General features: G+C 45.2%; 14 protein-coding genes. 8 read left to right on the forward strand and 6 right to left on the reverse strand.

What is annotated here, in order from left to right:
* Positions 1-51: 51 nt before the first annotated feature.
* Entirely contained in the window at positions 52-360 is a 309-nt protein-coding gene (locus tag SIO70_RS33390; RefSeq protein WP_414017915.1) for a GIY-YIG nuclease family protein, read from the forward strand.
* Here the strand turns inward: SIO70_RS33390 and SIO70_RS09175 are convergent.
* From SIO70_RS09175 to SIO70_RS09200, 6 genes are all read right to left on the reverse strand, one after another.
* The gene (locus SIO70_RS09175) at positions 329-490 is read right to left on the reverse strand and encodes a phosphatidate cytidylyltransferase (protein WP_083721056.1); all 162 of its coding nucleotides are present in this window, start codon (positions 488-490) and stop codon (positions 329-331) included. The two genes, SIO70_RS33390 and SIO70_RS09175, sit on opposite strands and share 32 nt — an antisense overlap.
* Before the next feature lie 146 nt (positions 491-636).
* The gene (locus tag SIO70_RS09180) at positions 637-3,114 is read right to left on the reverse strand and encodes a mechanosensitive ion channel family protein (RefSeq protein WP_320580608.1); all 2,478 of its coding nucleotides are present in this window, start codon (positions 3,112-3,114) and stop codon (positions 637-639) included.
* A gap of 78 nt (positions 3,115-3,192) precedes the next feature.
* On the reverse strand, positions 3,193-3,774 hold the full coding sequence (locus tag SIO70_RS09185) for a nitroreductase (RefSeq protein WP_320580609.1): 582 nt from the start codon (positions 3,772-3,774) through the stop codon (positions 3,193-3,195).
* A gap of 9 nt (positions 3,775-3,783) precedes the next feature.
* Positions 3,784-4,224: a thioesterase family protein gene (locus SIO70_RS09190; protein ID WP_320580610.1), complete on the reverse strand. Its 441-nt coding sequence runs from the start codon at positions 4,222-4,224 to the stop codon at positions 3,784-3,786.
* Positions 4,225-4,236: 12 nt separating this feature from the next.
* A complete protein-coding gene (gene rdgB / locus SIO70_RS09195) occupies positions 4,237-4,812 on the reverse strand; it encodes an RdgB/HAM1 family non-canonical purine NTP pyrophosphatase (RefSeq protein WP_320580611.1) in 576 nt (191 codons plus the stop codon).
* A gap of 17 nt (positions 4,813-4,829) precedes the next feature.
* Positions 4,830-5,327 carry a hypothetical protein gene (locus SIO70_RS09200; RefSeq protein ID WP_320580612.1) on the reverse strand — a complete coding sequence of 166 codons (498 nt, stop codon included), beginning with the start codon at positions 5,325-5,327 and terminating at the stop codon, positions 4,830-4,832.
* 169 nt (positions 5,328-5,496) lie between these two features.
* Between SIO70_RS09200 and SIO70_RS09205 the strand changes: the two genes are divergently transcribed.
* From SIO70_RS09205 to SIO70_RS09235, 7 genes are all read left to right on the forward strand, one after another.
* Positions 5,497-6,615 (forward strand): branched-chain amino acid aminotransferase, encoded by a 1,119-nt coding sequence (locus tag SIO70_RS09205; protein WP_320580613.1) that lies wholly within the window; start codon positions 5,497-5,499, stop codon positions 6,613-6,615.
* A 277-nt stretch (positions 6,616-6,892) separates the two neighbouring features.
* Positions 6,893-7,219 carry a hypothetical protein gene (locus SIO70_RS09210; protein WP_320580614.1) on the forward strand — a complete coding sequence of 109 codons (327 nt, stop codon included), beginning with the start codon at positions 6,893-6,895 and terminating at the stop codon, positions 7,217-7,219.
* Between the two features lie 133 nt (positions 7,220-7,352).
* The gene (rpsL, locus tag SIO70_RS09215; RefSeq protein WP_012789278.1) at positions 7,353-7,733 is read left to right on the forward strand and encodes a 30S ribosomal protein S12; all 381 of its coding nucleotides are present in this window, start codon (positions 7,353-7,355) and stop codon (positions 7,731-7,733) included.
* Positions 7,734-7,765: 32 nt separating this feature from the next.
* Positions 7,766-8,233: a 30S ribosomal protein S7 gene (gene rpsG / locus SIO70_RS09220; RefSeq protein ID WP_320580615.1), complete on the forward strand. Its 468-nt coding sequence runs from the start codon at positions 7,766-7,768 to the stop codon at positions 8,231-8,233.
* Between the two features lie 241 nt (positions 8,234-8,474).
* Positions 8,475-10,619 (forward strand): elongation factor G, encoded by a 2,145-nt coding sequence (gene fusA / locus SIO70_RS09225; RefSeq protein WP_320580616.1) that lies wholly within the window; start codon positions 8,475-8,477, stop codon positions 10,617-10,619.
* 178 nt (positions 10,620-10,797) lie between these two features.
* A complete protein-coding gene (locus tag SIO70_RS09230; RefSeq protein ID WP_320580617.1) occupies positions 10,798-11,439 on the forward strand; it encodes a polysaccharide deacetylase family protein in 642 nt (213 codons plus the stop codon).
* A 273-nt stretch (positions 11,440-11,712) separates the two neighbouring features.
* A complete protein-coding gene (locus tag SIO70_RS09235) occupies positions 11,713-12,321 on the forward strand; it encodes a hypothetical protein (RefSeq protein ID WP_320580618.1) in 609 nt (202 codons plus the stop codon).
* The last annotated feature ends 282 nt before the right edge of the window (positions 12,322-12,603 follow it).

Consider the following 12,603-nt stretch of genomic DNA (forward strand, 5'->3'; position numbering starts at 1 on the left):
GTTACCTCCGACACAGGGTAACCTTTTGTGTTTCATGGCTTAACCATTAATATGTATACCGTTTATATCCTTTTTTCCCGGAGGTACCAGAAAATCTATACCGGACACACGACTGATCTTGTTAAAAGATTTCACTTTCACAATGTGCATGGGCGCCAGAAAGGTACCCTGCAGTACAGGCCATGGGAGGTCATCTATATGCAAAACTTTGAGGATAAGATCTCCGCAATGAAACATGAATGGCTGCTTAAATCAGGCAAGGGCCGTGCGTGGATATGGTCCCGCATCAAGGAGGAGTTTTATGCCAACGGATATATCAGTGGCTCTGTTACTTCCGTCCACGGGATATCAGAAATATGATCAGGAACACCACAACTGCTACCGCAATGATCCCTGTCCAAACACCGGCTTTAAAAATACCGCCTACTACTTCGCAGCTGCTTAACAGCATGATGGCAAAACCCAGTAACGCAAGTTGTAAGTTTTTCATAATCTTAGCTTTATATACTGATACATCATACAGTGTGCCAGATGCTACCTTGCGTTATAGTGAAGACATTTAATGGATATTACCCGATTTTCCCGTGGCAGGTTTTCATCATTTTGTTTCTGAAAGCGTGAATACGCTTTCAGAAACTATGGTGTTGGTGGATTGGGGTGCTGTTGTTGCCAGAACATGGGATCCATATTTATCTGCACCTGCTGTGGTGTAGGATGTGCAATCGTAATGCCCGCTTCCTGCAGGGAAGCATATATTGACGTCAGCACCGCACTTTTCATACTCCCTGCCTGACCCAGATCGTTGATCCAGAAGAATGCCTGAAAATCCATTGCCCCATCTCTGAAGTTACTTAGTAGCACTGTGGGCTCCGGCGCCGCCATGACCCCTTCATGCTGTTGCAGACATTGTTTCATCACCAATATCACCTTTTTAATATCCGCACCATACGTCACACCTACACTGATATCTACTCTCCGTGAACGGTTACTCAATGTCCAGTTCACCAGCTGTTGCGCAATCAGTTCTCCATTCGGCACGATCACCTCCGATCCATCACCCGCCGAAATCCTGCTGGACCTGATACCAATCTCCTTTACCACACCTGTACGGGTTCCCAATTCAATGGTATCACCCACCTCAATTGGTTTTTCAAAAGCCAGTATAATCCCCGACACGAGGTTATTTACAATATTCTGTAATCCAAAACCAATACCTACACCCAATGCCCCCACGACAATCGCCAGCTTATCCAACGGTATCCCCGAAGCTGCAAACGCCAGCAATACACCTGCACCTAAAACAGCCAGTCGTAGTAACAACATGTAAGAACCCCAGCCTTTGCGGGTCGGTACATTATTGCCGGTATATCCCAATAAGAATGTTAATAACTGACTCACTACCGAAGACACCCATATAATCAACAGGAACACAATCACCCCTCCAAAAGAAAAAGCAAAACTGCCTATCTTCCGTTCTGCCACCAGTATATCTGCTACCAGTTCATACAAGGCGTCATATATGTACAGGTTCCTGGCTATCAGCGTCAGGTATCCCACTGTTGCTATTACATACAGGATCGATTTCAGCCTTGCCTTGATATGCTGATAATCGAGGAAAGATACAAACGTACTGGAATGTTTATTCGCTTCCACATGCAGGTAAATGGCCTCCATCAGTATCTCCACCGTCAACACAATCGCCAGTGAAATGGTAATACTCACCACACCCGCCGCACCAAAGATCTTTGCCGCAGTGACCCGCGCAATGATCACCAGGAACAATGACAATCCACTCATCATCATAAAGATCCACACCGCATGTTTTGCATATTTCGGGAATGGCAGTTTGGTTTGCTCAATGCTATGTAACAGGTAATAACCTAAGATCATACCGAGTATGCCACCAGTAAAGATGCCCCACTGCTCTGTAAATGTGACCTGTATCAACAGGTTATTCACACAGTATAACGCTAACAAACATACGAGCAGGAACCATCTTCTGAACAAATGTCCTGGCAGGTACTTTCTAATAATAACAGCAGCGCAAATCACCGCTATACCCCATGTAATTTCCGAAAATAATATTGGGTATTGAATATTCAGCATGGCCGACAGGGTGGCCATCAACAACAATGTGCCCGCTATCGGATGCACAATTACATACCTGATCTGTTGCAGTATGGTCTCCGCTTCCGGACCGGTATGATCTCTTCTGATCCGTCTTATATTCGACATCACCCACCATGCAAACCCTACTGCCGCCAGGAACCAGAATAGGATCATCGGTCTTCTGATAGCAAAAAAGATCTGCAACACATGTATATTTTTCGCCAGTGATCGCTGTAGTACGTGTGGGAAAGTCGGTCCCTTTTTCCCTGGCAGCGGCGGTTCCCACAGATAACTGAAATCTTTATCGAACATCCGCACACTATACCTCGACAACTGGAAATCCATATCCTCTAGCAGGTTGGTGGATTCCAGGTACCGCTTCGCCACTTTATTCTGTAATAATCCCAGGAACAATAAATTGCGCTTGTTCGCACTGTCCACCTGTCTCCATTTGGTGATCAGTGTGGCCATTTGCCCCACATAAATATCCCGCAGTTCATCTTCCGCAGGTATATCTCTCATGGTGGTATCCTTTCGCAATTGCTGTAGGGTATCTGTAATGTTTACTAATTTATCATAGTATTTGAATAACTGGCTTTGCCAGTTATCCAGCCGCCATTCCAATTGAACGAGTAAGACCCTGTTTGTATATAGGTCCATTACATTCGGGGTACTCCCAAGGGCGGTAATATCCCGCTTCACTACATTCAGAGAAGAATCGATCAGAGGGAGTCGTTCACTGATCTCAGAGGTATCCATCCCTCGTTTCAGTATGCTCATTACCTCATTAAGCATGAGGGTATAACTTTCCAGTCGGGTGATCAGCACAGCCACAGAGGTATCAGAAAGGTGTAGTTTAGATTTACCTGAAGAGCTGTCTTTCACCTGTTGTGAAATGATTTTGCTCAGGGTCGCGCTGTCCAGGGGCTTGGAAGCAGGGGTTTGTGCGTGCAGCAATACTACATGACACAAGAATAGCAGGAGTAAGGTTAATCTGACCTTCATGTATTAGCAGATTAAAAAGAATATGGCTTTGAGTAAGTTGTGAGCACCCAAAGCCATATCAATAAAAGTACCGGATTTTTATTTTTCCCACTTCACTTTTTCAGACATTGGCTTTAAGCGTCTGCCTTCAGGTAGGGGTTCATCGGAATAACCGAGGTAAAAGATACCGAGTACCTTGTCTTCCTGGCCCAGAGAAAGGTAATCTTTCATGGCGGGAGAGAAGGTCATACCACCGGAGCCCCAGTAGCCAGCCAGTCCCAGGGCGGTAGCACCCAGCCACAGGTTTTGAACAGCACAGGAAACGGCAGCAATCTCTTCAATTTCAGGAATACCTGGTTTGTTGCCTCTCTTCATACAAAGTACGATTACGTGAGAGGCCAGGTCGCCCTGTGTTTTCAATTTTTCGTAGTTGCCCGGGATAAATTTATCAGGGGCGGTATTGGCTTTGTATAGCTCAGCGTGAGCTGTACAAAAGCGTTTTACGGCATCGCCGCTAAACACCGGAAAGTACCATGGTTCAGTATAACCATGAGTAGGGGCCCAGTCAGCCAGTTCAAGGAGAGCCTGAATTTGTTCGTCCGGAATGTGTTTGCCATTCATAGAAAACGGCTTGATATTCCGACGGGTAGTGATAATGCTCTTCAATTGATCAAAGTCCATGCGCGATATTTATTTAACGGGTGAAAGAGTTTGTTTCCACTCTTCGGGCAGGCGGGCTACTTTTCTGGTTTTGTAATCAAAGTAAATCATACCGGATTTGGCTTCTGCGATCAGGATGGTTTTATCCCCGCGGATAGTGGTAATACGGTAGTAAAGATCAAAGCCAAAAGGGGTGAAATCGGCGGCGCCTACAGCGATGTCAAATATATCGCCGTGGAAGCCTTCACCTTTATATACGAGGGCGGCATCGGCCATGATAAGGCCTGCCTGACCATCTTTGTCCAGTTCACCATACCCGAAACTGGCAAGGAAGCGAAGACGTGCTTCGTGAATGATAGAGAGAATGGCATCGTTACCTACGTGACCGCCATAGTTAATATCCCCAATCCTTACAGGGAGTTGGGTGTGAAAATCCATTTGTTCGGGAAGCTCAATTTTTACTCTGGCCATTTATGTATATTATCAGTGAGCCTTGAGGAAGGCAATCAGTTTCTGGAATGCTTTGGCTCTGTGGCTAAAAACATTTTTGCCGGCCATGTCCATTTCGGCAAATGCGAGGGCAGAACCATCAGGAACGAAGATAGGATCGTAGCCAAAGCCTTTGCCACCTCTGCGTTCGGTGAGGATAGTGCCGGGGCAGATACCTTCGAACTGGTATTCTTTGTTATCGAGAATAAGGGAGATGACGGTTCTGAAATGAGCACGGCGGTCGGATTTGCCATTCATTTCATGCAGCACCTTCTCAATATTGTCTTCGGCAGATTTCTGCTCGCCTGCATAGCGGGCGGATAGTACACCGGGGGCGCCATTCAATGCAAATACTTCCAGCCCTGTATCTTCAGAGAAGCAGTTCTGGTGAGTCATATTGTGGATGGTCACTGATTTTTCCCGGGCATTCTCTTCCAGGGTATCGTGTGGTTCCGGAATATCAATGTCGATACCGGCTTCCTGTAGGGTGATGATCTCGAACGCGTCGCCCAGCATGGAGCGGATTTCCTTTATTTTATTTTCGTTGTTGGTAGCGAATACTAGCTTCATGAATGTAAGTTACAGATTTATATCCCCAGCAATTGTTTCAGGCCTCCCCACAGCTTTCCTTTCAACATCTTATCCTGTGCGATGAGCTGCAGATCGTCTGAATGCAATAACTGGCAGCCATTGGCGGAGATCATCTGGTAAACAGGGAAATCTTCCAGACCCATGGTAGCAGGAGGGATGCCAAAAAACACAGCCTGCTTCATTTTTACGGCCGATTGCCAGGATGTAAAGGCCATGGCAGGGTAATGGGCTATATTTATCAGTGCTATATCCTGCATACCCAGTTTACAGGCATTTAAAATATTGGTGAGGAGGTTAAATAATTCTTCGTTTAAGTACGCTCCCCCCTCATTTTGTATGAATAGCGCAATGTTTTTTTGATTTTCACCTAAAAATTTCACGTCCGGAATGACAGCAGGAGTGGTGGCAACAGGTGCTTTTTCCCCCGGTATGATAGGCTGGGTGAAGATCCTGGCCAGAAAGTATGGATCCAGCTGTACTTGATCAAAAGACATGCATATATAGTTTAAATTGAATGTAAAGGCCCCCTTTGGGGAAAAATTTGCTTTATTTGCATTTGACGAATTGAGCAAATTTAAGTCTATTCATTTTCAGATGCGCGATTTCCGATTGTAGATTTCGCCTTCCTTTCATACATCCAAAACAAATTAACAGCACTTTATTATGATGGGAGTAGATAAACAAACAGAAAACAGGGTAGGGGAAGAAGCCTTAAAAAAAATTAAGGTAACCCGCACAAAGAACTCAAGGATTGGGGAAATAGACTTCAATAACCTTATCTTCGGGAAGCAATATGCCGACCATATGTTGGTAGCAGATTTTGATGGGAAAGAGTGGAAGAATGCAGAGATCCTGCCTTTCGGCCACCTGTCAGTGAGTCCTTCCAATGCTGCATGGCACTATGGCCAGGCTATTTTTGAAGGCATCAAAGCCTACAAAGATCAGGAGGGCAATCCGATGATTTTCCGTCCATACGATAATTATGCACGCTTTAACAGTTCTGCAGAGCGTATGGGGATGCCTGAAGTGCCGGAGTGGCTTTTTATAGGGGGGATGGAACTTTTGATCGATCTGGACAGGAATTGGGTACCGACTAATGATGGTTGTTCCCTGTATTTACGTCCTTTTATGATTGCCGCTGATGAATTTATTGGTGTAAGGCCTTCAGATACGTATAAATTTGTTATTATTAACTCGCCGTCCGGTCCGTATTTTAATAAACCGATTAAATTGCTGGTACAGGACAAATATATTCGTGCTTTTCCTGGTGGTGTAGGTGCTGCCAAAGCAGCAGGTAACTATGGCGGGGTAATGTACCCAACCATGCAGGCACGCAAGCAGGGTTACGATCAGATACTGTGGGTGGATGGATTGGAATTCAAATACTTACAGGAATGCGGTACAATGAATGTGTTTGCCATAATAGGGAACACTGCCATAACGCCGGATTTGAATCAAGGCACGATTCTGGCTGGGGTAACACGCGCTGCTGTAATGTCTGTATTAGAAGATATGGGCTTGACAGTAGAGGAGAGGCCGGTATCGATCGAGGAGCTGGTAACTGCGAATGAAGCGGGTACCCTCCGCGAGGTATTTGGTACCGGTACAGCTGCCAGTGTAGCTTATGTACAGGAGTTGGATTACAAAGAGCACCAGATCAGACTGGATACTACCAAATATGAGGTAGGAGATGAGTTGCTGGAAAGGCTGGATGCGATCCGTACGGGTAAAGCGGAAGATACCCGTCACTGGAATTACAAAGTAGGAACTTACTCAAAATAGTCTTAGTTGTGTTGAATTGAAAGGCCATCTGCGCGAGTAGATGGTCTTTCTCTTTTATATAAAGCCGTCTTTGCACAAAGACGGCTTTATTTATATATGTCGGCTGAAATACTTATCCGGTAAGACATCCTTAAGTCTCTAAGGGAGATAAGCCGCCTATAAGCCGCCTATATCCCGTACATAACCCGTAGATATCCCGTATCTATAAAGAGGCGGGATATCTACGGGTTATGTACGGCATACAGACGGGTTAGCTTTTATTTTCACCAACCGCACGATGGAAACACAAAGCTATTTAGTACCTTTGCGCCCTATGACCATGGTATCTTTCATCGCGTCGTTGGATCATGCCGCTCCTCCTGGGGAGATTTCACCTTATTTGAAGGCTTTGTGGTGGGATGGTAAAGGGAACTGGCAACAGGCACACGACATTATCGAGCATATGGATAATGATACGGCTGCCTGGGTGCATGCCTACCTCCACAGGAAAGAAGGCGACCGGGGAAACGCCCGGTATTGGTACAACAGAGCGGGAAGAAGTATGCCGGAATCTACGCTGGACATGGAATGGACGGATATTGTCACGGAATTAATCAGTACATGACATGATTTCCTTCAAAAAAATGTTCAAAACATTTTGTTATTAACAAGGTTCGTGTTACCTTTGCCCTCCCAAATTCCCATTCTGGGTGATTTGGATGTCATTGTAAACCGACAGAAAAAAAAACTTAGGTAGAATGCCTACTATACAACAATTAGTAAGAAAAGGAAGAGAAATTATCCGGGCTAAGTCCAAGTCCAGGGCTTTAGATAGCTGTCCACAGCGCCGTGGTGTTTGTACCCGTGTGTACACAACCACCCCTAAGAAGCCAAACTCTGCACTGCGTAAGGTAGCAAAGGTGCGTTTGACCAACAAAGTAGAGGTGATCGCTTATATCCCTGGTGAAGGACACAACCTGCAGGAGCACTCTATCGTACTGATCCGTGGTGGTAGGGTAAAAGATTTACCGGGTGTTCGTTACCACATCGTTCGTGGTTCCCTCGATACTGCTGGTGTGAAAGACAGAAAGCAGAGCCGTTCCAAGTATGGTACCAAAAAGGAAAAGGCTAAGAAATAATTTATAATAACTATTTGAAATTTTCCAAATAAATGAGAAAGCAAGCCGCGAAAAAGATGCCTTTGGCTCCGGATCCTCGCTTTAACGACAAACAGGTTACCCGGTTTGTTAATAACGTGATGGAGCAGGGCAAAAAGAGCATTGCCTTTAGGATATTTTACGATGCGATCGACAGAGTGAGCACGATCACTAACGATAATGGTTACGAAGTGTGGAAGAAAGCGATCACAAACGTAACTCCTGCCGTTGAAGTTAGAAGCCGTCGTATCGGTGGTGCTACCTTCCAGATCCCTTCTGAGGTTCGTCCTGACAGAAAGATCTCCCTGTCTATGAAATGGTTGATCCGTTTCGCAGGTGAAAGGAATGGTAAGAGCATGGCTGAAAAGCTGGCTGCTGAAATCGTAGCTGCTGCAAAAGGTGAAGGTGCTGCTTTCAAAAAGAAAGAAGATACTCACCGTATGGCTGAAGCTAACAAGGCATTCTCTCACTTCAGGATCTAAATCTACTGCCGTTTTACGGTAGATGGTTTATAAAGATATAAGGGAAACATCCTCTGGGCTATACTGGGGGATGTTTTTCCTTTTCTCATATATACCAATTTTTTAAACCTTGTAACTAAAGGGTCGCGTAAGTATTCTGCTACTGAAATAACAATTTGGCAAAGTTGCCGGTTTTATTTATTAGCAAAAATGAATTACCTTTGCCCCCCAAATTGCATTATTATACAGTCATTTTAATATTATGGCAGACTTAAGATTTCAGAGAAACTTTGGTATTGCGGCGCACATTGATGCGGGTAAAACCACTACCACAGAGCGTATCCTGTACTACACAGGTAAATCCCATAAGATAGGGGAAGTGCACGAAGGTGCCGCCACCATGGACTGGATGGCGCAGGAGCAGGAGAGAGGTATTACCATCACATCTGCTGCTACTACCTGTTTCTGGAAATTCCCAACCACCCAGGGAAAGCTCCAGCCAGATACAAAAGAATACAAATTTAACATCATCGATACTCCAGGTCACGTGGATTTCACCGTTGAGGTTGAACGTTCCCTGCGTGTACTGGATGGTCTGGTGGCTTTGTTCTGCGCTGTATCCGGCGTTGAACCACAGTCTGAAACCGTTTGGCGCCAGGCTAACCGCTACCGTGTACCACGTGTAGGTTTCGTAAACAAAATGGACCGTGCCGGTGCTGACTTCCTGAACGTGGTAAAACAGGTGAAGGAAATGCTGGGTGCAAATCCGGTTCCACTGATGCTGCCTATCGGCGCTGAAGATACTTTCAAAGGCGTGGTTGACCTGATCACCATGAAGGGTATCATCTGGGACGAAGAAGGTAAAGGTGCTACCTACCAGGAAATCGAAATTCCTGCTGATATGAAGGATGAGGCTGAAGAATGGAGAGCTAAACTCGTAGAAGCTGTTGCTGAATACGATGACAAACTCATGGAGAAATTCTTCGAAGATCCTAACACTATCTCTGAAGATGAAATTCACGAAGCTATCCGTAAAGCAACGATCGATATCGCTATCATCCCAATGCTGTGCGGTTCTTCATTCAAAAATAAAGGTGTACAGAAAATGCTGGATGCCGTATGTCGTTACCTGCCTTCACCAGTAGATATCGAAGCGGTTAAAGGTACTGATCCTGACAATGGTAATGAGATCGAGCGTAAGCCAGATGCAAAAGAACCATTCGCAGCATTGGCGTTCAAAATCATGACCGATCCATTCGTAGGTCGTCTGGCGTTCTTCCGGGCTTATTCCGGTCACCTGGATGCTGGTTCTTATGTACTGAACACCCGTACAGGTAAAAATGAGCGTATCAGCCGTATCATGCAGATGCACGCCAACAAGCAGAATCCAATCGACTTCATCGAAGCTGGTGATATCGGTGCTGCTGTAGGTTTTAAAGATATCAAAACAGGTGATACCCTGTGCGATGAGAAAAATCCTATCGTACTGGAATCTATGACCTTCCCTGAACCAGTTATCCACATCGCTATCGAGCCTAAAACCCAGGCGGATATGGACAAAATGGGTCTGGCTATCGCTAAACTGGTAGAAGAAGATCCTACTCTGAAAGCTAAAACTGATGAAGAAACCGGCCAGACCGTATTGAGCGGTATGGGTGAGCTTCACCTGGAAATCATCGTTGACCGTATGCGTCGCGAGTTCAAGGTAGAAGTTAACCAGGGTGCACCTCAGGTTGCTTTCAAGGAAGCATTCACACTGAAGGTTGAACACCGTGAGGTTTATAAGAAACAAACTGGTGGTCGCGGTAAATTCGCAGACATCCAGATCGAACTCGGCCCTGCTGATCCAGAATGGCTGAAAGAGAACGACGGTAAACAATTCCAGTTCATCAACGATATCTTTGGTGGTTCCATCCCTAAAGAATTCGTTGCTCCGGTACAGAAAGGCTTTGAGTCTGCTATGAACCAGGGTGTACTGGCTGGCTACCCGCTGGATAACCTGAGAGTTCGCCTGTATGATGGTTCATTCCACCAGGTTGACTCCGATGCAGTATCCTTCGAATTGGCTGCAAGATCAGCTTTCCGTGAAGCAGGTCGTAAAGCAAAACCAGTTCTGCTGGAACCAATCATGAAAGTAGAAGTTCAGACCCCAGACCAATACATGGGTGACGTAACAGGTGACCTGAACCGTCGTCGTGGTATGCTGGAAGGTATGGAAATGAGAAACGGTGTACAGGTAATCAAAGCTAAAGTACCTCTGAAAGAAATGTTCGGATATGTAACTCAGCTGCGCTCCCTGTCTTCCGGTCGTGCTACTTCCATCATGGAGTTCTCTCACTACTCTCCTGCTCCAAATGCTGTTGCTGAAGAAGAAATGGCAAAGGCAAAAGGTAAAGTGAATGCATAATCATGATTAGTATCTGATTGAATATGGTCCCGTTCCGGTTACTCCGGAACGGGACTTTTGTTTGGGGCAATTTGTAACATCTCTCTCTCTGCAACGTTTTATCCTCAAGATTTTGGTTCTTCTATAAGGATAGTATACATCCAAAATTGTCTCTATACAAAAGCCGACTTTAACCGAAATGAACATCCCCCGAATTTTGATCAGTATCGATCTGGAAGAGTTGGAGCTGACAGCCAATAATAATGGCCAGGAGATGAGCCTGGAAGAAAGGCAGCAGATTTCACTGGATGGTTTGGAAAAAACAATCACCTTACTGGACAAGTACCAGGTAAGAGCTACTTTTTTTATTACCTCCTCTTGGGCGCAGGCCTATCCGGAAGTGGTCCGTCAGTTAACCCGTAAGCACGAAGTAGCCTCACATGGTGCTTTTGATAAAGAAGTACTGGAGCAGATCATTGGTAACCGTTTATACGGTTGTCGCATGGGGGCATCCATAAAGCCCGATTATAGCTCGCTGAGGGCAGCCGGGTACTTATACCACTCCGGTGGTCAGCAGGTACGTCCTATGACCATAGAGGGGGATTGCTATGAGATTTATGCGGAGTCTATGCCTCCGTTGTGGATCACGAAACTCTTTTTAGGCCGTCAACCTGTTATTTCAATACGTTTTCATAGTTGGGAATTAAGTGTACACCCCATTTCGCGTGCTACCGGCCCCAGATTGGCGGAGCGATTGGACAGCGTGCTGGGTTATCTGCAACGCAAAGGTCAGTTTATCCCCCATATTGAGTGGCTGCAGGAACAGCTTACAGACGAGTAATAGCCATCGATTGCAATACCCGCTTCATTTACTCTCATTTTCTTTATACTTATTTAATTCATTTCCAGTATATTCGCAATTATATTGTTGATGTCTGGCACTGAATTTGGAATACCCCATTTGTCCCCCCATCCCTCCTTATTTATCCTCTTATCTTATTGCCTCAGGTTCCATTAGCAAAATGAGACACAATTACAGATTGCATGTATTTCTTCGTTCGGTAGGGCATTGTCCCGATGGCAAGTATTAATCAATAAAATCAAACAACTGAAAATGAAAAAATTCCAAGCATTAACCCTGGCCCTGATTACAGTATTGTTTTTTAGCACCACGGCATTTGCGCAGACCCAGAAAGGAAATATTTTGATTGGATCTGACATTACAGACATTGGGTTGAATTTTCAAAAATCCAGTACCCAGTTTAGTTTTAATCTGAACCCTAAAGCAGCCTGGTTTATCAGTGATGGGTTGGCAGTGGGTGGATATGTGAATTTCGGGTTGTCGACCAGTAATGGAGCAGGTTCTGATGTAAGTTATGGTATTGGTGCCCTGGCGCGTTATTATCCGACAGACAAGAATGTGCAGAAGCTGGAGTTTTCCAAGCGTGCAAGGTTTTTTGTAGAGGGTAATGCTGGTTTTGGTGGTACAAATCCTGCGAGTGGCGCATCTACGAATGGGGTAGAGTTGGGTGTAGGCCCTGGTATTTCTTACTTCATTACACCTAATGTGGCGTTGGAAACGCTGTTGAAGTACAATATTATTGTTGGTGGTGGTAACTCAACTACGGCACAGCAGTTGAACCTGGGTGTAGGTTTCCAGATTTTCCTGCCTGGAGCGAAGGCGAAGGAGATCTACAACGAGGAGAAGCGTAATATGAAATAGGCATTAGAAAAATAATGAGGGGCCGCTTACGGATCATTTTGGTCTGTGGGTGGCCTTTTTCTGTTTTGAACACTTTGAATGAACTGGTTGATAATGAACATAATGAATGGTTGTAATAAGGGGAGTGACTATTATCTTTATATAAGTAAGACGCCGCCACGGGCGTTGCTGGGATTGCCGAAAACCAGTTAATTAAAAGAGTAGGCGTTTACCCTCTGAAACTAAGAAAAATGACCGCAACTATTCTCGCAGCATTGACAAAGTTCTTGTATACTCTGTTCG

This window comes from Chitinophaga sancti (genome assembly GCF_034087045.1).
GTDB lineage: Bacteria > Bacteroidota > Bacteroidia > Chitinophagales > Chitinophagaceae > Chitinophaga > Chitinophaga sancti_B.

Excerpts from the sequence above, each read along its gene's own strand:
- SIO70_RS09200 (WP_320580612.1), bottom strand. The coding sequence starts at position 5,327 with ATGTCTTTTGATCAAGTACAGCTGGATCCATACTTTCTGGCCAGGATC.
- SIO70_RS33390 (WP_414017915.1), top strand. The coding sequence starts at position 52 with ATGTATACCGTTTATATCCTTTTTTCCCGGAGGTACCAGAAAATCTAT.
- SIO70_RS09185 (WP_320580609.1), bottom strand. The coding sequence starts at position 3,774 with ATGGACTTTGATCAATTGAAGAGCATTATCACTACCCGTCGGAATATC.
- SIO70_RS09180 (WP_320580608.1), bottom strand. The coding sequence starts at position 3,114 with ATGAAGGTCAGATTAACCTTACTCCTGCTATTCTTGTGTCATGTAGTA.
- SIO70_RS09205 (WP_320580613.1), top strand. The coding sequence starts at position 5,497 with ATGATGGGAGTAGATAAACAAACAGAAAACAGGGTAGGGGAAGAAGCC.
- fusA (WP_320580616.1), top strand. The coding sequence starts at position 8,475 with ATGGCAGACTTAAGATTTCAGAGAAACTTTGGTATTGCGGCGCACATT.
- SIO70_RS09175 (WP_083721056.1), bottom strand. The coding sequence starts at position 490 with ATGAAAAACTTACAACTTGCGTTACTGGGTTTTGCCATCATGCTGTTA.
- SIO70_RS09210 (WP_320580614.1), top strand. The coding sequence starts at position 6,893 with ATGGAAACACAAAGCTATTTAGTACCTTTGCGCCCTATGACCATGGTA.
- SIO70_RS09190 (WP_320580610.1), bottom strand. The coding sequence starts at position 4,224 with ATGGCCAGAGTAAAAATTGAGCTTCCCGAACAAATGGATTTTCACACC.
- SIO70_RS09230 (WP_320580617.1), top strand. The coding sequence starts at position 10,798 with ATGAACATCCCCCGAATTTTGATCAGTATCGATCTGGAAGAGTTGGAG.
- rdgB (WP_320580611.1), bottom strand. The coding sequence starts at position 4,812 with ATGAAGCTAGTATTCGCTACCAACAACGAAAATAAAATAAAGGAAATC.
- SIO70_RS09235 (WP_320580618.1), top strand. The coding sequence starts at position 11,713 with ATGAAAAAATTCCAAGCATTAACCCTGGCCCTGATTACAGTATTGTTT.
- rpsL (WP_012789278.1), top strand. The coding sequence starts at position 7,353 with ATGCCTACTATACAACAATTAGTAAGAAAAGGAAGAGAAATTATCCGG.
- rpsG (WP_320580615.1), top strand. The coding sequence starts at position 7,766 with ATGAGAAAGCAAGCCGCGAAAAAGATGCCTTTGGCTCCGGATCCTCGC.